The 19047-nt window shown below is 72.2% G+C and carries 16 protein-coding genes; 14 read left to right on the forward strand and 2 right to left on the reverse strand.

From position 1 onward, the window contains the following. Positions 1–278 precede the first annotated feature (278 nt). The 14 genes from ACFXAZ_RS30040 (at position 279) to ACFXAZ_RS30105 (ending at position 16207) form a co-directional block, all read left to right on the forward strand. A complete protein-coding gene (locus tag ACFXAZ_RS30040; RefSeq protein ID WP_382680835.1) occupies positions 279–692 on the forward strand; it encodes a DUF3151 domain-containing protein in 414 nt (137 codons plus the stop codon). Between the two features lie 289 nt (positions 693–981). Continuing rightward, positions 982–1818, forward strand: coding sequence for a tryptophan 2,3-dioxygenase family protein (locus ACFXAZ_RS30045; RefSeq protein ID WP_384597544.1), 837 nt, complete (start codon positions 982–984; stop codon positions 1816–1818). Then, positions 1811–3103, forward strand: a complete 1293-nt coding sequence (kynU, locus tag ACFXAZ_RS30050; protein WP_384597546.1) for a kynureninase — start codon at positions 1811–1813, stop codon at positions 3101–3103. Before ACFXAZ_RS30045 ends, kynU begins: the two co-directional genes overlap by 8 nt. A gap of 312 nt (positions 3104–3415) precedes the next feature. After that, positions 3416–4345, forward strand: a complete 930-nt coding sequence (locus ACFXAZ_RS30055; RefSeq protein ID WP_384597548.1) for an alpha/beta hydrolase — start codon at positions 3416–3418, stop codon at positions 4343–4345. A 241-nt stretch (positions 4346–4586) separates the two neighbouring features. Continuing rightward, on the forward strand, positions 4587–5606 hold the full coding sequence (locus tag ACFXAZ_RS30060) for an alpha/beta hydrolase (protein ID WP_384597549.1): 1020 nt from the start codon (positions 4587–4589) through the stop codon (positions 5604–5606). Continuing rightward, a complete protein-coding gene (locus ACFXAZ_RS30065; protein WP_384597551.1) occupies positions 5599–6861 on the forward strand; it encodes an acyltransferase in 1263 nt (420 codons plus the stop codon). The genes ACFXAZ_RS30060 and ACFXAZ_RS30065 overlap by 8 nt, the downstream gene beginning before the upstream one ends. 211 nt (positions 6862–7072) lie before the next feature. Next, positions 7073–8419 (forward strand): sensor histidine kinase, encoded by a 1347-nt coding sequence (locus ACFXAZ_RS30070; RefSeq protein WP_384597594.1) that lies wholly within the window; start codon positions 7073–7075, stop codon positions 8417–8419. Next, complete coding sequence (locus ACFXAZ_RS30075; protein ID WP_384597553.1) at positions 8416–9090, forward strand: response regulator; 675 nt, start codon at positions 8416–8418, stop codon at positions 9088–9090. The genes ACFXAZ_RS30070 and ACFXAZ_RS30075 overlap by 4 nt, the downstream gene beginning before the upstream one ends. 172 nt (positions 9091–9262) lie before the next feature. Continuing rightward, positions 9263–9793, forward strand: a complete 531-nt coding sequence (locus tag ACFXAZ_RS30080) for a hypothetical protein (RefSeq protein ID WP_384597555.1) — start codon at positions 9263–9265, stop codon at positions 9791–9793. Then, complete coding sequence (locus tag ACFXAZ_RS30085; RefSeq protein ID WP_384597557.1) at positions 9793–11388, forward strand: translation initiation factor IF-2; 1596 nt, start codon at positions 9793–9795, stop codon at positions 11386–11388. Before ACFXAZ_RS30080 ends, ACFXAZ_RS30085 begins: the two co-directional genes overlap by 1 nt. 24 nt (positions 11389–11412) lie before the next feature. After that, positions 11413–12759 carry a type VII secretion-associated serine protease mycosin gene (mycP, locus tag ACFXAZ_RS30090; RefSeq protein WP_384597559.1) on the forward strand — a complete coding sequence of 449 codons (1347 nt, stop codon included), beginning with the start codon at positions 11413–11415 and terminating at the stop codon, positions 12757–12759. Between the two features lie 68 nt (positions 12760–12827). Beyond that, the gene (locus tag ACFXAZ_RS30095) at positions 12828–14201 is read left to right on the forward strand and encodes a sensor histidine kinase (RefSeq protein WP_384597560.1); all 1374 of its coding nucleotides are present in this window, start codon (positions 12828–12830) and stop codon (positions 14199–14201) included. Continuing rightward, on the forward strand, positions 14198–14863 hold the full coding sequence (locus tag ACFXAZ_RS30100) for a response regulator (protein ID WP_384597562.1): 666 nt from the start codon (positions 14198–14200) through the stop codon (positions 14861–14863). Before ACFXAZ_RS30095 ends, ACFXAZ_RS30100 begins: the two co-directional genes overlap by 4 nt. A 120-nt stretch (positions 14864–14983) precedes the next feature. Then, complete coding sequence (locus ACFXAZ_RS30105; RefSeq protein ID WP_384597564.1) at positions 14984–16207, forward strand: cytochrome P450; 1224 nt, start codon at positions 14984–14986, stop codon at positions 16205–16207. Positions 16208–16374: 167 nt separating this feature from the next. On the opposite strand, the gene ACFXAZ_RS30110 is transcribed toward ACFXAZ_RS30105, so the two are convergent. Both ACFXAZ_RS30110 and ACFXAZ_RS30115 read right to left on the reverse strand, forming a co-directional pair. Further along, positions 16375–18000 (reverse strand): ABC transporter permease, encoded by a 1626-nt coding sequence (locus tag ACFXAZ_RS30110; protein ID WP_384597596.1) that lies wholly within the window; start codon positions 17998–18000, stop codon positions 16375–16377. Between the two features lie 86 nt (positions 18001–18086). After that, positions 18087–19037, reverse strand: a complete 951-nt coding sequence (locus ACFXAZ_RS30115; RefSeq protein WP_384597566.1) for an ATP-binding cassette domain-containing protein — start codon at positions 19035–19037, stop codon at positions 18087–18089. Between the last annotated feature and the right edge of the window lie 10 nt (positions 19038–19047).

Genomic DNA, 19047 nt, shown 5'->3' on the forward strand with positions numbered 1-19047 from the left:
GTGGTCGCCTTCACGACGGTACGGCGACCGCCGCCGGACTGCACCCGGCCGGAGTGCCTGACCCACGGGAGTATCACGGCTCCGCCGCTGGAGCCGGGGGTGAAGTCCTCGGGGCGGCTGGGGGAGGAGTAGGCCGGGGGAGGGGTAGGGCTGGGGAGGGGTAGGGCTGGGGTAGTGCCCCCCCGCGTCCCGTGGTCCGCGGGTGACCGGGCCCGTGCGGCTCAGCCCGTGCAGCTCAAGGGGGAGACGGATGCGCGGGATGTACGAGACTGGACCCCATGACGATTCACGAGAACCTCCTCGGGGGACCGCCCCCGACCCATCTCCCCGACGACCCCGAGCCGCGCGAGCTGCTCGCGGGCGGGTCCCCGGCCGCCGAGGTCGCCGCGAAGTACCCCACCTCCTCGCTCGCCTGGGCCGTCCTCGCCGACGACGCCTACGAGCGGCGCAGCACGGTGGAGTCGTACGCCTACGCGCGTACCGGCTACCACCGCGGTCTTGACTCGCTGCGCCGCAGCGGCTGGAAGGGCCATGGGCCGGTGCCGTGGGAGCACGAGCCGAACCGTGGCTTCCTGCGCGCCCTGCACGCCCTCGCGCGGGCCGCGCAGGCGATCGGGGAGCAGGAGGAGTACGAGCGCTGCACGCAGTTCCTGAAGGACTCCTCGCCGACGGCGGCGCAGACCCTGGGGTGACCTCGGGGGGATCTCGGGGTGACCCCTTGGGTTGCCCTGGGGTGACGGGGGGCAGGGTGCGCTGAGGTACCCCGGGTGATCCGGGGTACCTCAGCGTGTTCCGCGTACTTTGTGTGCCCCGGGTACGGCACGGACGCCGGGCGCGGATGCCGGTACGCCGTGCGATGTACCCGGGGTACGCCTTGCGAGCAGGGCGGGGCGGTGCGCAGGATGCGGGTGGGGACCGGGGCCCCCGTGCCGGCATCGGCAGGGGCGGACCGCTACCCGGAGTACATATCAGGAGACAGCGATGTCCCACGAGGCTCACGAGCCCGCGGCTCCGCATCTCGACTTCCGGGGTACCACCCCGTACGAGGACTACGTCAAGGCGGACGTACTCACCCACCTCCAGCACACCCTCTCCGACGATCCCGGAGAGATGGTCTTCCTGGTCACGACCCAGGTCATGGAGCTGTGGTTCACGGTCGTCGTCCATGAGTGGGAGACCGCGGCGGCGGCGCTGCGCGCGGACGACGTGCCGACGGCGATCGACGCGCTGAAGCGTTCCGCGCGGGAGCTGGAGGCGCTGAACGCCTCCTGGAAGCCGCTCGGCCAGCTCACCCCGCGGCAGTTCAACTCCTATCGCGGCGCCCTCGGCGACGGTTCCGGTTTCCAGTCGGCGATGTACCGGCGGATGGAGTTCCTGCTCGGCGAGAAGTCGTCGTCCATGCTGGTCCCGCACCGCGGCGCGCCCCGCGTCCACGCGGAACTGGAGAAGGCGCTGCACGAGCCGAGCCTGTACGACGAGGTCGTACGGCTGCTGGCCCGCCGGGGGTACGGGGTACCGGAGGCGGTACTGACACGGGACGTGTCGCTGCGGTACGAGGCGGATGACGCCGTCGAGCGGGTGTGGGCGGAGATCTACGGCGACGGGGTGCGGCAGGACTCCGGCCTCGCGCGGCTGGGCGAGGCCCTGACCGACGTGGCCGAACTGGTGTGGCGATGGCGCAACGACCATCTGGTGGCGACCCGGCGCGCGATGGGCGCGAAGGCCGGTACGGGTGGTTCGGCGGGTGTGGCCTGGCTGGAGAAGCGGGCCCGGAAGAACGTGTTTCCCGAGCTGTGGACGGCGCGGTCCTATGTCTGACGCGACTCTCGGGGCGGCGACTCGGAAGGCGGCGGGCCTCAAGGCGGCAGCCCAGGAGGCATCGGCCCTCAAGGCGGAGAAGGCCCGGAAGCTGGATGCCGAGGACCCGCTGGCCGCGGTGCGGTCGTCGTTCGTCCTGGACGACACGGTGTATCTGGACGGCAACTCCCTGGGCGCGCTGCCCGCGCATGTGCCCGCGCGCATGGCGGACGTCATCGAGCGCCAGTGGGGTGAGCTGCGCATCCGCTCCTGGGAGGAGAGCGGCTGGTGGACCGCGCCGGAGCGCATCGGCGACCGGATCGCCCCGCTGGTGGGCGCGGCGCCGGGCCAGATCGTGGTCGGTGACTCGACCAGCGTGAACGTCTTCAAGGCGCTGGTGGGCGCCGTACGTATCGCGGGGGACGGCCGGGACGAGATCCTGGTGGACGCCGGCACCTTCCCCACGGACGGCTACATCGCGCAGTCCGCCGCCCGGCTTACGGGTCGTACGGTACGGGCGGTGGAGCCGGACGAGGTGCCGGGCGCGCTGAGCGGACGTACGGCGGCGGTCCTGCTGAACCACGTCGACTACCGCACCGGCCGGCTGTACGACCTCCCGGCCCTGACCTCCGCGATCCGTGCGGCGGGCGCCCTGGCGGTGTGGGACCTGTGCCACAGCGCGGGCGCGTTGCCCGTGGGGCTGGACGAGCACGGGGTGGACCTGGCGGTCGGCTGCACGTACAAGTACCTGAACGGGGGCCCGGGTTCACCGGCGTACCTGTATGTGAGCCGGGACCGGCAGGACGCCTTCGACTCCCCGCTCCCCGGCTGGAACTCCCATGTGGAGCCGTTCGGCATGCGCGGCGTCTATGAACCGGCGGCGGGCGCGGTCCGGGGCCGGGTCGGCACGCCCGACATCCTCTCGATGCTGGCACTGGAGGCGGCGCTGGAGGTGTGGGACGGCGTCTCGATGACGGACGTACGCGCGAAGTCCCTGGCTCTGACGGACTACTTCCTGGAGTGCGTGGACGCGTACGTGCCCGAGGGACGGGCCGAGTGCATCACCCCGTACGACCACGGGCGGCGGGGCAGCCAGGTGGCGCTGCGCTGCGCGGACGCGGGGGCGGTGATGCGGGCCCTCGCCGACCGGGGGATCGTCGGCGACTTCCGCGAGCCCGATGTCCTGCGCTTCGGCTTCACGCCCCTGTATGTGGGGTTCGCGGATGTGGAGCGGGCGGCGGGGGGTTTGGGGGAGGTTCTCGGGGAGGACCTCGGGGAGGACCTCCCCGAGGGTCTTAGGGGGTAGCTGGTCGGCTGAGTCGATCGGCACCTGGCGCCCGGCGGCGGGCCTCTGTTCGGGGGCTCGCTGTCGGGCGCGGGTGGTGCCCGGGTGGTGCGGGTGGTGCGGGTGGTGCCGGTGATGTAGGCGGTGCGGATGACCCGGTGGGGCGGGTGGATACCGCCCGTACACCTCCGTACCGGAACAAGAGAACCGTTTGGCCCTCACCCAGCGTGATATCCGCGTGTCCCCGCACGTCACCGGCCTGATACCGTCCCGGCCAACGGCCGAATCCCCACCTGGTCCGCCAATTCCATTTCGCCGCTGAGAGGTTGGAGCATGCCGGACGACGTCGCCGTAGCAAGGGCCGCCGCAGAAGCCGCCGAGGAGGAGTCCGCCTTCTCGCACCCGCCCGTCGCTCCGGACGCCACCGCCGCGTACGGCGACCACCCCGACCAGGTGATCGACTTCTACGCCCCGCACCTCGACGAGCCCGCGGATCCCGGGCCTCCGGCGCCGCTCGCGCCCCTGGTCATCGTCGTGCACGGCGGGGCCTGGCGGGCGGCCTACGACCGCCGCCACATCACTCCGTTCGCCGGTTTCCTGGCGCGCAGGGGCTTCGCGGTGGCCAACGTCGAGTATCGGCGGGGCGCCTTGGACCTCCCGGGCGCGCCGGGCGGCCAGGACGCCCCCGACTCCGGTGCGCCGGCGGGCCGTTGGCCGGACACCTTCGATGACATGGCCGCCGCGCTCGACGCCCTCCCCGCCCTCGTACGGGAGGTACTCCCGCAGGCGGACCCCCGCCGTATGGTGATCACCGGCCACTCCGCGGGCGGCCATCTCGCGCTCTGGGCGGCGGCGCGGCACCTCCTGCCCGCCGACTCGCCCTGGCGCACCGCCCGGCCCGCCCCGCTGCGGGGGGTCGTCGCCCTCGCCCCGATCGCCGATTTCGCGGTCGCGGAGAAGCTGGACGTGTGTGGGGGAGCGGCCGTCCAACTTCTGGGCGGCCAGGACGAGTTCGCGGGCCGTCAGCCGTACGCCGATCCCGCCCAGCTGCTCCCCACGGGCATCGCGACGACCGTCGTCCAGGGCCGGCGGGACACGGTGGTGCCGCAGGCGGTCGCCGAGTCGTACACGGAGGCGGCGGCGAAGGCGGGCGAGGTGGTGGGACTGACGCTGCTGGAGGATGTGGGCCACTATCCGCTGATCGATCCTGCGGCGGACGCGTGCGCGGTGGTGGTGGAGGAGATCGCGCAGCTTGCGTGGTGAGATCCGCTAGGACGGTAGACGGTAGAAGGCACGGAGGCCCAGCGGGTCAGTGAGTCATACCCGTAGTACCTGAGAGTGACCTTCCGGAACGGCTCTCTGGCGGGACGCGGACGACGAGCCGAGATCCGTAACTTTCCCATGAGAACGGCCCGATGGACGGGCCGAGGGGGAGGGGCGGGACATGCGGGAGTGGGCGGGGCCGGGGGCGAGTGGACGGCGGCGGGGCGTCGGCGTCGCTGTCATGACGGGTGGAGGACGGGCGGGCGTCGGCGGCGCCGACCCGACGCGTGGAGCCGCTCCCGGCTTCTCACGCTGGTTCCGGACGCTCCTCGCCACGCTCATCATGGCCGCGCTGGTCGTCCCTCTCGCCGCCGCCACCCGCCCCCGTGTCCCCGCGCCACTCCCCGCCGACCCGGGCCGCGTCACGGCGGCCACGCTGGACGCGGTGTACGCGGCGAACCGCGCCAACGCCGCCCAGGCCGCAGGTATGGCCGAGGAGCACGGCGACGCCCGCCGGGCGGCGGTGGAGCGTGCGATGGCCGACGACCCTGGCCGCCTGCTGCTCGCCTTCGACGGCCGGGGCCAGGGGCGGGTCACGGAGGTCTTCGGCGACCTGGCGCGGGCCGACCGCGTCGCCGTCCTGATACCCGGCTCCGACACCACCCTCGACACATACCCGCGCTTGCGCACGGCCGCCCGGTCCCTGCACCGGCAGCTCACCGAGCGGGCCCCGGCGGACACGCACACGGCGGTCGTCGCCTGGCTCGGCTACGAGACGCCGGGCACGGTCGGTACGACGGTGATGACCACGTCCCGCGCGGAGGAAGCGGCGCCGGACCTGCGGGAGTTCATCGCCGGTCTGTACGGGATCGGCGGCCAGGACACCCGTATCGCCCTCCTCTGCCACTCCTACGGTTCGGTGGTGTGCGCCCGCGCGGCCCCCGGTCTCGACGTCGACGACATCGCCTTCACCGGCAGTCCGGGAACGGGCGTGGAGACGGTGTCGGACCTGGGCACCTCCGCCCGCGTCTGGGCGGGACGCGGGGCGGACGACTGGGTCGCGCAGGTGCCGCACCTCCGGGCGGACCTGTTCGGCACGACCGTCGGCTTCGGCACCGACCCGATGTCCCCGGCGTACGGCGCCCGCCGTTTCTCCGCCGGGGACGGCGGACACAGCGACTACTTCACTCCGGGCTCGGAGTCGCTGGCCAACCTGGCCCGGATCGTGCTCGGTGAGACGGGGGAGGTGAGCCATGACTGAGGCGAGGCGAGGAACGCGCTCCGGATGGCACGCCCTCGGCCACTGGGCCGCCCGGATGGACGCGGCCACACCCGCGCACCGGGACCGTGCGGTGGACGCCCTGCGCGCCTTCGCGATCCTCGGTGTGGTGCTGGGCCACTGGCTGGTGACGGCGCTGGTCGCCGACGGCGACACCCTGCGGGCCGCGAGCCCGCTGGACCCGATGCCGTGGCTGGCCCCGGCCTCCTGGCTGTTCCAGACACTGGCGGTGTTCTTCCTGGTGGGAGGGCATGTGGCGACCCGCAGTCATGCGTCGGCGCGGGCGCGCGGCGTGGGTTACCGCCCCTGGCTGACCGCCCGGTTGTCCCGCCTCTTCGGGCCGGTGGCCGCCGTCCTCACCCTGTGGACGGTGACAACGGCCGCGCTGCTGCTGTCGTCGGCCGACCTCACGACCGTCCACACCCTGGTCAAACTGGCCCTGTCCCCCCTGTGGTTCCTGCTGGTCTTCGCCGTACTGACGGCGGCGACCCCGCTGCTGACCAGGGTCAGCCCGCTGTGGCCGCTGGCGCTCGTGCTGCACGTGGATCTGGTCCGCTTCGGCCTGGGCGGCCCCGACTGGCTCGGCTGGCTGAATCTGGCGGCCGGCTGGCTGGTGCCGTACACGCTGGGCGCGGCCTGGACGCGGGGCGAGCTGGAGCGTCCCCGCGCGGGTTGGATCCTGCTGACCGGCGGGGCGGTGGCGACGGCCGGGCTGGTGGCCTGGGCGGGGTATCCGGCCTCGATGGTCGGGGTGCCGGGCGCCGAGGTCTCCAACCTCGACCCGTCGACGCTGGCGGCGGTCACCTTCGGGCTGGCCCAGTGCGGTCTCGCCCTGCTGCTGCGCGGGCCGCTGCGCCGGGGGATGCGTCGCCCGGTGGCGTGGGCGGCGGTGGCGCTGGTCAATCTCTCGGCCATGACGGTCTTCCTCTGGCACCAGACGGCCATGATGGCGACCACGGCGACGGGTCTGCTGGCCGGCCGGCTGCCCGGCCTGCACACCCGCCCCGACGACCTGGCCTGGGTCGCCTGGCGCCTGGCCTGGCTCCCGGCCTTCGCCCTGGCACTGGGCGTGTGCTGGGCGGCGTTCCGCTCCTGGGAGCATGCCGCCTCCGTGAGCCGGAAGGGCCGCAGATCGCGGGTGGTACGGACACGGCAGGTGCCGGGAGCCAGGCTGTCCGAAGAGATGGTTGCAGCGGGCGCTACGGGGGCGCGACGGGGGAGGGAGACCGATGTCTAGGGTGAGCGGTGTGAAGGGTGGCGAGGGGGAGCGGGGCGAGCGCGTCGCGGAGGCGCGCCACGACCGGCTCGGGTCGCCCGACCGGCTCGGGGCGGATACGCGACTCGGGGCGGGTGCGCCGCTCGGGGCGGACGCGCGGCTGGATCCGCGTCGCGCGGTGGGTTGGTTGCGGGGCGTGGTGACCGAACTGCGGGACCTGTCGCACGACCCGATGCCGCCGTCCCTGTGGCTGCGCTGGCTGCCGCATGGCCTGGTCGTGCTGGCGGCGATCGTCGTCCTGCTGGCCAACATGGACCAGTTGCTCGATGGCTATCACCTGAGCGTCGAGTTCGCCGTGCTGTGCGGGCTGGCGCAGAGCGCGGCCGTGGTGCTGGCACCGTGGCTGCCCATGCCGACCTGGTGGCTGTCGCTGGCGGCGTTCGTGGCGACCGCACTGGGCGCGCGCGAGGAACTGTTCGGCGATTCGCCCCTGGTCGGCAACCCAGGGCCCGGGGGCTCACCCGGACCGGGCGTGCCGGACCAACTGCCCGTCGATCCGTCGCTGGCCAACGCACCCTGGCCGTGGGGCCCAGCCGCGATGGGCGGACACGCTTTGGTGCTGTTCCTGCTGGCTCTGCGGGTGCGGACGCCGGTCTCGACGGCGGCTGTCGGGGTGACGGCGCTGGTCACCTGGATCATCCAGGGAGTGCTGGGCGGCACCCAGTACACGTCGACCGGCACCGTGGCGGTGGCGCTGTTCACAGGCGTCACCCTTCTCGGGGCGGCACTGCGGGGCCGCCGGGTGGCGCGGGTGGAACTGGTGGAACAGGCGGGCATCACGGCGGAGGAGCGGGCCCGGCGCACCCTCTTGGAGGAGCGCAGCCGGATCGCGCGCGAGCTGCACGACGTGGTGGCGCACCACATGTCGGTGATCTCCATACAGGCGCAGGTGGCCCCGCATCTGGTGGAGAACCCGTCGGACGAGCTGAGGGAGAACCTCGACGGCATCCGCCAGAACGCCCTGGAAGCGCTCACCGAACTCCGCCGCGTTCTGGGCGTGCTGCGCTCCGAGGACCCCGACGACGCGGCGGGCCTGGGCGCCGGGGTCGCGCCGGACGCCCCGCAGCCGACGCTGGACCGCCTGGACGACCTGATCGACAACACCCGGGCGGCGGGCCTCACCATCACCACGGACATCGTGGGCGAACCGGCCCGCCCGTACCCGCCGGGGATGGAACTCTCGGCGTACCGCATCGTCCAGGAGGCGCTCAGCAACGCGCTGCGGCACGCGCCGGGCTCGGACGTGCGCGTGGAGATCACCCACTTCCCCGAGGGCCTGTATTTGGGCGTGATCAATTCCCGTCCGAGTCACCCGGTGCAGCCGTCGCCGGGCGCGGGCCACGGTCTGCTCGGGATGCGGGAGCGGGCCACGATGCTCGGCGGCCAGCTCACCGCGACCAGAACCCTGCAAGGCGGCTACTCCGTCTCGGCGTTCCTCCCCAGAGAGAGCACGTCCCTCGCGCCCCCCGACGAGACAGGCACTCCCCTCCGGATCCACTTCCCCAAGGACTTCCCATGACGAGCGGCACGATCCGCGTACTGATCGCCGACGACCAGCAGATGGTCCGGCAGGGCTTCACCGTGCTGCTCAACACGCAGTCCGACATCGAGGTGATCGGCCAGGCGGTGAACGGCCTGGAAGCGGTGGAGAAGGCGGCCGAACTGTCCCCGGACGTGGTCCTGATGGACATCCGCATGCCCGAACTGGGCGGCATCGAGGCGACCCGCCGGGTCACGACCGCCATGCCCGTGACGAAGGTCCTGGTCCTGACCACCTTCGACCTGGACGAGTATGTCTACGAGGCCCTGCGCGCGGGCGCCTCCGGCTTCCTCCTCAAGGACGCTTCGGCCGACCAACTGGCCGAAGCGGTACGCGTGGTGGCCGCCGGGGACGCGCTGCTGGCCCCCGGCATCACCCGCCGGCTGATCGCCGAGTTCTCCCGCCTGGGCACCACCGCCCCGGTCCCCCTGAAACAGCGCGTGGCCGCCCTGACGGACCGCGAGACGGAGGTCCTGTCCCTGATCGCGAAGGGCCTGTCCAACGCGGAGATCGCGGAACACCTGGTGGTGGCCGAGCAGACGGTCAAGACCCACGTGGGCCGCATCCTCGTCAAACTGGGCCTGCGGGACCGTACTCAGGCGGCGGTGTTCGCGTACGAGTCGGGGGTGGTACGCCCGCAGGGTTACTGAGGGCCACCGAGGGCCACCGAGGGCCACTGAGGGCACGGAGGCCGACGGCACGCTGCGACAGCACGCGATAGCAATCGGCGAAATCCGGTCACAGCGCGTCTGCGGCTTGTCACTGCCGCCGGTTATGGTTGCGAGTGCGGTCACGGTTGGTCCGCATCACGGGGAGGCTGTTGTGCTGCCGGAAGGGTTCGGGGGTGCGTGGGGCGCGGGACTGCTGGCCGGGCCTTTCGGGGTGCTGGGGAGCGCGGTGGGTGACATCGTCACCGAGTTCACGTCGTTCACGGAGTTCAAGAGACGCGTGGACGAGCTGATCCGCGACCTGAAGGAGTCCCCGGCGGGCCCGGGACAGGTGGGCGAGGAGCCCCTGAGCAGAGTTCAGTTCGGCGGCGGCGACGGCCAATGGGCGGAGGCGACGGGCCTGTTCAGCTCGTACGAGACGGTCATCGGCGAGCTGGAGAGCCTCTCCCGGCTCCTCTCGGGCTCGATCGAGGGCATGGGCATCGCCGTACAGGCGTCGCACAAGGGCTACGAGAACCTGGACCTGGACGTCCGCGACCGTATGGCGGCGATCAGCGCGGAGACGACGGAGCACTACGGCGGCACGTACGACCCGCAGCGCCCAGGCCCGCGGACCACGGACACAGGTACGGAATCGGACACCGCGCAACCGGAGGCCGAGGACGACGCGGGAGGCACGATCTGATGGCCAACGGGGGCGCTGGGGACGGCGGTACGCCGTTCGAGTCGATGAGCCACGAACAGATGCTGGCCTGGCTGGACCAGGCGAACGCCGGCACGGTCCAGGCGGCGGCGGACCGTCTGATCGCGGTCGCGAACGAGATCCACAAGATCGCGGAAGAGCTGAAGGTGCGCCCGCAGTGGGTCGAGTGGAAGGGCGAGGGCGCGGACGCCTTCCGCACCTGGGCGGGTGACCTGGCCAACGCGACGCTCCGCCTGGGCGACTTCAGCGAGGAGTCCGCGAGCTGGCTCAGCCGCGCCTCCACCGCCATCGCCCAGGCCCAGATCGCCATCCCCCGTGACATGCCGTCGGCCGAGGCCAACCTCGCCGCCGCCACCGAGGCCCGCAACGACCCCGACGCCCGCACCATCTCCACGGAGGCGGCGATCGACCTCGCGGCCCTGCGCGCCGACCGCGAACGGGTCCGCCAGGACGCGGCGGCGGAGATGCGGAAGCTGGCCCAGACGTATCAGGTGTCGGCGACCCAGCTGAATGGCTTGGAGAGGCCCCGCTTTCCGCCTCCGCCGGAGGCGTTCGTTCCGGGGGATCCGGAGAACCGCTACGCCATGGAGTCGATCGCTCGTCCTGGGGGAGGTGAGCAGATGGCGTCGGATCCGGGAGGCACGGTCTATCCGGCGACGTATGGGGGCGCGGACGGGACGACCGAGTCAGGATCGCCCTCATCCTCGCGGCCGGTGTCGGCGTCGGTGCCCCCGGACCATGTCCGATCGCCCGCCCCCGACCCGGTGGAGACCCAGGTGGAGGTCAACGCGGTCGAGACCATGCCGGACGGGAACCGGACGTCTCCCGGTTCGACAGCCACTCCACCCGGCCCCTCCCGTGCCGAGGGCGGTGGACCTTTGCTGACCGGCCCGGTCCCACCAGCGTTCGGCGGCAAGAGAACCCCGGACCGTGCGACGGGGCCGGTGCGCGCGGTGGGGACGGGGCGGACACCGCCGCTGCCCGGCGGCGGTCCTGTCGCCTCGGCGACCGGGCGTACTACCGGTGTGACCGGGCGGACCACCGGTGTGCCGGGAGGCGGCAGCCAAGGCATTGTCGGCGGCAGGCCCACCACACCGGCCGAGGGGCGCACCTCGGGCATTCCCCGGGGTGTGGTGGTCGGTGGTGAGACCCAAGGCTCCCGTGGAGCGGCGGGGCCTGGCGGTGCCCCCGCCGGGCAGCCGCTCGGACGGCCGACCGGCCCGCAGGCTCCGGCTACCAGCGGCCGTGCGCCCCTGCCCGCCAGCGGGGCCCTGCCCCGGAACGGCGTCGTGGGAGGCAGCCCGCAGCAGCAGCCGGGCCGCTCCGATGGACGCTCACCCGGAACATCCGGTTCGGGCATCAGCGGCTCGACGAATGCAGCAAGGGGCGGCATCGCTGGAGGCATCCCCTCCGACACCCGTACGGGCAGTGGCGGCCGAGGCGCCACCATGCCGCAGAACCGAACGACCCGGTCCCGGAGGGACAACAGGCACGGGGAGCGCCGCAGCGCGACCGAGGACGAGGAGACCAGGAGGCCGAACGACGGACGTCGTATCGTGCCGCCGGTCATCGACTGACAGCAGAAAGGCGAAGAGACTCACATGCTCATCAGCGGTACGCGGCGCCGGCATCGCCTGGCCGCGGCATCGACGGCGCTCGGCGTATTGCTGGTGGGCGCGGCCGGAACTCCCGCCTACGCGGAGTCGACGCGAGAACAGCAGTGGTTTCTCGACGCCATGCAGGCAGAGGACATGTGGCAGACCAGCACGGGCGAGGGCGTCACGGTGGCGGTCATCGACTCGGGAGTCGATCCGGACAATCCCGACCTGGAGGGCCGTGTGCTGCCCGGCGAGGATTTCGCGCCGGACGAGCCGGGGGACGAGCACACGGACTACAACGGGCATGGCACCGGCATGGCCGGTCTGATCGCCGGAACCGGTGCCTGGGGAGGGGGCAAGGGCGCCTTCGGACTGGCTCCGGGCGCCAAGATCCTTCCCATCCGGGTGCCGCCGGGGGAATCGGCGGCCAACAAGGCCGCCCAGGTGGAGCGGTTCAACGAGATCACCCCGAAGGCGATTCGCTACGCGGCCGACGAGGGCGCCCAGATCATCAACATCTCCCTCGGTGTCACTGCGGGGTCACCACAACTCACGGAGGCGGTGCGGTACGCGCTGGCGAAGGGCTCGCTGATCTTCGCGTCGGTCGGGAACAGCGGCGACGAGGGCAATCTGCCCGAGTACCCCGGCGCCACCCCCGGCGTGGTGGGGGTCGGGGCAGTGGGCAAGGATCTCCGCCGTACCGACGAATCCCAGCACGGCCCGCAGGTGGACATCGCGGCCCCCGGCGAGGAAATGGTGCACACCTGCGGGAACGAGACCGGTCTCTGCACATCCCACGGCACCAGCGACGCCACCGCCCTGGCCTCCGCCAGTGCCGCCCTCATCTGGTCCGAGCACCCCGACTGGACCAATAACCAGGTCCTGAGAGTCATGCTCAACACCATCGGCGCCCCCACCGACGGCGCCGAACGCAACGACTCCATCGGTTACGGCATCGTCCGCCCCCGGATCGCCCTGGAGGCCCCCGGCAACCCGGGCCCGGCGGACGAGTACCCCCTCCCGGACCTGAGCGCGGCGGAGCCCCCCGCCTCCCCAGAAGCCACGTCCCCCGGCGACCCGCAGGACGACACCCCCGCGGACCAGCAGTCCCCCGCGGCGACGGCCACGCCCTCCGACGACGGCAACACCCCCCTCTGGCTCGCCCTGGGCGCAGGCGCCGCCGTCCTGGCCGCAGCCGCCCTCACCCTGGTCGTACGCAGCCGTCGGCAGCCCGCGACCCCCGTACCCCCACCCCCCGCTCCCGGCCAATTCGGCTACCCCACCACGGCGTACCCGCCACCCCCGAACGCCCAGAGCGCCCCGAGCGACCGCTACCCGCCTAGTACCTGAGAGGGACCCGCGATGACCCCTCTCACTGGTGACGACGGCGACACGGGTGGACGCATACCGTTTTGGGTGTGACGGAGACGACCCAGATGGCTCCGACCTCGCCGGGCGGTGAGGGCGGGGCGTACGAGCGCAGCCCGGAGTTCCGGATGGCCATGGATGCCCTTCGGGGCCTCCGGCAGGATTTGATGCACGACGCGTTCGTGTATCGGCCGCTGGCCAGGATGAGTATGGAGGGGCCGTTCACGCGGCGGCTGCGGGGCCGGCTGCGGGAGTATGTCGCCTATACGCCGCATGCGGTGGTGGCCGGGCTGGGGATGATCGCGTTCCTGGCCGGCTGGTTCAGCGGCTCTCACGATCCCGTGCCGCTGCTGACCGGGCTGCTCTGCCTGATCCCCGTGCTCGCCACGCTGGTGCGGCCGGTCGGTGCCTTCTGGATATCCATGGCGGTCACCCCGATCGCCGGGATGTTCACCGGCGAGTGGGACGACTGGCCCTGGTCGGGCGGGACCTTCACCAGCCACCTGGCCGTGCTCACGATCGTCGGGATACGGACCCGGCCGCGCACCGCCGCCTGGATGTGGCTGCTGACCGCCGGGTACGGCCTGTTCGCCGCGACCGCTCTCGGCTCGGGTGCCGGCGGCGGCACCGTCGGACCGATGCTGATGGTCTCCGCGCTGGTCCTGCTCGTCGTCTCGGTCGGGCACATACGCCGCGAGGCCAGACAGGTGGTCCGCCAGGCCAAGCAGGAGGTCACGGCGCAGCAGACGGTGACCGAGCACGAGCGCTCCAAGCGCACGCTGCTGGAGGAGCGCACCACCATCGCCCGCGAGCTGCACGACGTCGTGGCGCACCACATGTCGGTGGTCGCGATCCAGGCCGAGGCGGCGCCCTACCGGGTGGAGAATCCGCCGCCCGAGCTGGAGCGCGCCTTCGTCACCATCCGGGAGAACGCCGTCGCCGCGCTGACGGAGCTGCGCCGCGTCCTCGGCGTGGTGAGAGCCGAGGACTACGAGGCCCCCGACGCCCCCCAGCCCACCCTCGCCGACCTGGACCGGCTGCTGGACAACGTCCGTGACGCCGGCCTGGGTGTGGAGAAGACGGTCACCGGCGCGGTGCGGGAGCTGCCGCAGGGCGTGGAGCTGTCGGCGTACCGGATAGTGCAGGAGGCGCTGAGCAATACGCTGCGGCACGCGCCGGGCGCGGCGGCGCGGGTCGAGGTGGGTTATGTGCTCGGCGGGCTGGGGCTGCGCATAGTCAACGACCCGCCGCCCAACCCGTCCCTGATCAAGCCCTCGCCGGGCGCGGGGCACGGCATCACCGGGATGCGCGAGCGGGTCTCCATGCTGAGCGGCGAGATGACGGCGGGGGCGATGGATGAGGGAGGGTACGAGGTGGCGGTGTTCCTGCCGGTGGCCCGGGTGGGCGAGGGGGGTGACGCATGACGATCCGCGTACTGATCGTGGACGACCAGATGATGGTGCGCGAGGGCTTCTCGGTCCTGCTGAACGCGATGCCGGACATCGAGGTGGTCGGCGAGGCCGTCAACGGCCGCGAGGCGGTCGAGCGGGTGCGCGAGCTGGCGCCGGACGTGGTGCTGATGGACATCCGGATGCCCGAGCTGAACGGCATCGAGGCCACCCGGGAGATCGTCGCCGCGGACGACGGCGCCAAGGTGCTGGTGCTGACCACCTTCGACCTGGACGAGTACGTGTACCAGGCGCTGCGGGCGGGAGCCTCCGGCTTCCTGCTCAAGGACGCCTCGGCGCGGCAGCTCGCCGACGGGGTGCGGGTGGTGGCCGGCGGGGAGGCGCTGCTGGCGCCGTCGGTCACCCGGCGGCTGATCACGGAGTTCTCGAAGCTGGCCGACGCCCCGCGGCTGTTGTCCTCCGCGCAGGCGGCGTACGGCGATCTGACCGAGCGGGAGACGGAGGTGCTGGTGCTGATCGCGCAGGGGCTGTCCAACTCGGAGATAGCGGAGCGGCTGGTTGTCGCCGAGTCGACCATCAAGACGCATGTCAGCCGGGTCCTGGTGAAGCTGGGGCTGAGAGACCGCACCCAGGCCGCGGTGTTCGCGTACGAGGCCCGACTGGTCACGCCGAGCTGAGCGCGGGACCACCGGGCGAGGGGAGGAGGAACGAGGGGGAGGAGGGAAGGCGAGGGAAGAGGAGGCAAGGGGAGGGGAACGGTCTGGTCAGGGGGTGGATCGTCGGGCTAGCGTCCGTTCATGGCAATAGGTGAGATTTCGCAGGTGTTCGCCCCCTGGGATCCGGCCTTTCTGGCGGACCCGTATCCCGCGTACGCGGAGCTTCGGGCGCGGGGGCGGGTGATCCGGTACGAGCCCAGTGATCAGTGGCTGGTGCCGCATCACGCGGATGTGTCGGCGCTGCTGCGGGACCGGCGGCTGGGGCGGACGTATCAGCACCGGTTCTCGCACGAGGACTTCGGGCGGACGGCGCCGCCGGCGCAGCAGGAGCCGTTCCACACGCTGAACGACCACGGGATGCTCGACCTGGAGCCGCCGGACCACACCCGGATCAGGAGGCTGGTGTCGAAGGCGTTCACGCCGCGGACGGTGGAGCGGCTGAAGCCCTATGTGGAGCGGCTGGCGGGTGAGCTGGTCGACGGTCTGGTGCGACGGGGCGGAGGTGATCTGCTGGCGGAGGTGGCGGAGCCGTTGCCGGTGGCGGTGATCGCGGAGATGCTCGGGATCCCGGAGGGGGAGCGGGCGCCGCTGCGGCCCTGGTCGGCGGACATCTGCGGGATGTATGAGCTGAAGCCGGCGCCGGAGACGGCGGAGCGGGCGGTGCGGGCGTCGGTGGAGTTCTCGGAGTATCTGCGGGAACTGATCGCCGAGCGGCGCAAGGCGCCGGGGGAGGATCTGATCTCCGGGCTGATCGAGGCGCATGACGAGGGGGACCGGCTCACCGAGCAGGAGATGATCTCCACGGCGGTGCTGCTGCTCAACGCCGGGCACGAGGCGACGGTGAACGCGACGGTCAATGGGTGGTGGGCGCTGTTCCGCAACCCGGACCAGTTGGCGGCGTTGCGGGCGGATCACTCGCTGGTGCCGTCGGCGGTGGAGGAGCTGATGCGGTACGACACACCACTCCAGTTGTTCGAGCGGTGGGTGCTGGACGACATCGAGATCGACGGCCAGGTGATCCCGCGGGGTTCGGAACTGGCGCTGCTCTTCGGCTCCGCCAACCACGACCCGGCCGTCTTCCACGCACCCGGCCGGCTCGACCTCACCCGCGCCGACAATCCGCACATCTCCTTCAGCGCCGGCATCCACTACTGCATCGGCGCCCCCCTGGCCCGAATCGAACTGGCCGCCTCCATGACCGCCCTCCTGGAGAAGGCCCCGACCCTGCGCCTCGCGGCGGACCCGCAGCGCAAGCCGAACTTCGTGATCAGAGGGCTGGAGGGGCTGAGCGTGGAAGTGGGGTGACCCCCCGATGCGCTACGCGCGGGCCGGGGAGGGAACCCCCGGAGGTTTCCGGGGGTTCCGGGGGCTCCGGGGGTCCCAGGGGTCCCAGGGGTTTTGGGGATCTACGGGGCTCCGGGACTCTGTGGCTCCGTGGCGGCTCGGGGGATCCGGGGCTCTGGAGGATTCCGTCAGCCGCTGGTCAGGTCGCGGTGGCGTAGGGAGGCCAGGCCCGCTGTGGTGAGGAGGGCGGTGAGGGTGAGGAGGATCAGGACCGGGGGCCAGTTCATGGTGGCGCCGGGGAGCTTGGGGAGGTGGCCGAAGGGGGAGAGGTCGAGGACGATCTGGGGGGCGTCGAGGGCGGGGCCCACCCAGCCGATCAGCAGGACCGCGCCGGCCACGGCCCAGGCGGACGGGGCCAGACGGGGTGAGAGGCCGTGGAGCAGGACGGCCAGGGAGCCGATCAGCCAGATCGCCGGGAGCTGGAGGAGACAGGCGGCCAGCAGGGGGCCCAGGTCCTGGCCGTAGCCGACGGCGAAGCCGAGGGCGGCGATCAGCATGATCAGGGCCGAGCCCGCGTAGGCGATCAGCAGATGGCCGCCGGCCCAGCGCAGTCGGCCGACCGCGTTCGCGAGGATCGGTTCCGCCCGGCCGGAGGTCTCCTCGCCGTGCAGCCGCAGGACGGAGGCGACGATGTACAGCGCGGCGATCAGGCCGAGCATGCTGACCATCGAGGCGAGGAAGGCATCGGTGACACCGCTCTGGCCGCCCATCCGTTCGATGATCTGGCGGGCGCTCTCGTTGTCGCCGAGCAGATCGACCACACCGTCGGTGAGACCGCCGTAGACGACACCCGCGAGGAAGAAGCCGATGCTCCAGCCGAGGACCGTGCCGCGTTGCAGACGCCAGGCCAGGGCGCCCGCCGTCGCCAGGCGGCCGGACGGCGGGCCGGGGCGGGTCGGCAGGAAGCTCATGCCGACATCGCGGCGGCCGGTGAGTTCGTAGGCCACCGCAGCCTGGATCGCCACGGCGGCGGCGAGGAGGAGCAGGACCCACCAGCGTTCGTTCGCGTACGGGCGCAGGTTCTCCAGCCAGCCGAGGGGGGACAGCCAGGTCAGGATCGAGGAGCCGTCGGTGCTCGCCGAGTCGCCCGCCGCGCGGAGCACGAACGCCGCGCCCAGCACGGCGGCGGTCAGCCCCCGGGCCAGCCGTGCGCTCTCGGTGAGCTGGGCCATGATCGCCGCCATCGTCGCGAAGACCATGCCGACCCCGGCGACGCCCAGGCCGAACGCCAGGGCGCCCGCGATGCCCTGTCCGGCCAGTCCCGCCACGATCAGCAGGGCAAGGACGCCATTGGCGACCCCGGCGGTCAGCAGGGCCGCCGTCAGGGAGGCCCGCCGGCCCACCATCCCGGACGCGACCAGTTCCTGCCGCCCGCTCTCCTCCTCGTCGCGGGTGTGCCGTACGACGACGAGCAGGGCCGTCACCCCGGCCAGCGCGGCGGCGTAGACACCGACGCGCCAGACGGTCAGCGCGCCGATGGAGTCGCCGAAGACCGGGCCGATCAGGGCCCGCAGGGAGGCGTTGGTGTCCATCTGGTGGATCAGATCGGCGCGCTCGGCGGAGGTGCCGTACATCGACGTGATGGTGTTCGGCATGGTCAGCACCATCAGGGCGTTGACCGCGATCCAGACCGGGATCATCACGCGGTCCCGGCGCAGCGCGAAGCGCAGCAGGGTGCCGGTGCCGGCCAGCTGACGGGTACGGCCGGTACGGCCGGTACGGGCGGTACGGGCGGTACGGGCGGTACGGGCGATGTAGGCGGGGGGATCGGTGGGCGTGGTGGGGGTGGTGGGATCGGTGGGGCCGGTCGGGTGCGACGGGTTCTTCGGGCTTGTCGTGGTCATCGGGACGGCACCTCGTCACGGCCGGGGCCGGATCCGATGGGGTCGGTGTCGGCCGCGTTGTCGGTGTCGGCCTGGTAGTGCCGTAGGAACAGTTCTTCCAGGGTGGGCGGTGACGAGGTCAGGGACCGTACGCCGGTCTCGCTGAGGCGGCGGAGTACGGCGTCCAGTTTGTCGGAGTCGACCTGGAGGCGGACGCGGCTGCCCTGGATGTCCAGGTGGTGCACGCCCGGGAGCTGGGCGAGGCCGGCGGGCGGGGCGGCGAGTTCGGCGCTGACACTGGTGCGGGTCAGATGGCGCAGCTCGGCCAGCGAACCGGTCTCCACGGTCCGGCCCTTGCGGATGATGCTGACCCGGTCGCACAGCTCCTCCACCTCGCTGAGGATGTGCGAGGAGAGCAGGACGGTCCGGCCGCGTTCGCGTTCCTCGGTGACACAGCGCTGGAAGACCTCCTCCATCAGGGGGTCCAGGCCCGAGGTCGGTTCGTCCAGGATCAGCAGATCGACATCGGAGGCGAAGGCGGCGACCAGGGCGACCTTCTGCCGGTTGCCCTTCGAATACGTCCGGCCCTTTTTCGTCGGGTCCAGCTCGAAGCGTTCGATCAGGTCGGCGCGGCGGGCCGTGTCGAGGCCGCCGCGCAGTCTGCCGTAGAGGTCGATGACCTCGCCGCCCGAGAGATTGCGCCACAGCGTCACGTCCCCGGGGACGTACGCGATCCGGCGGTGGACCTCCACCGCGTCGGCCCAGGGGTCGCGGCCGAGCACCTGCGCGGCGCCGGAGTCGGCGCGCAGCAGGCCCAGCAGGACCCGGATGGCGGTGGACTTGCCGGCCCCGTTGGGGCCCAGGAAGCCGTGCACCTCACCGGATTCGACCTCCAGGTCGAGGCCGTCGAGCGCGTGCGTCCGGCCGAACGACTTGTGCAGCCCGGAGACGCTGATTGCCTTGGTCATGATTCTGAAC

This window comes from Streptomyces sp. NPDC059477 (assembly GCF_042749375.1).
Classification (GTDB): Bacteria; Actinomycetota; Actinomycetes; order Streptomycetales; family Streptomycetaceae; genus Streptomyces.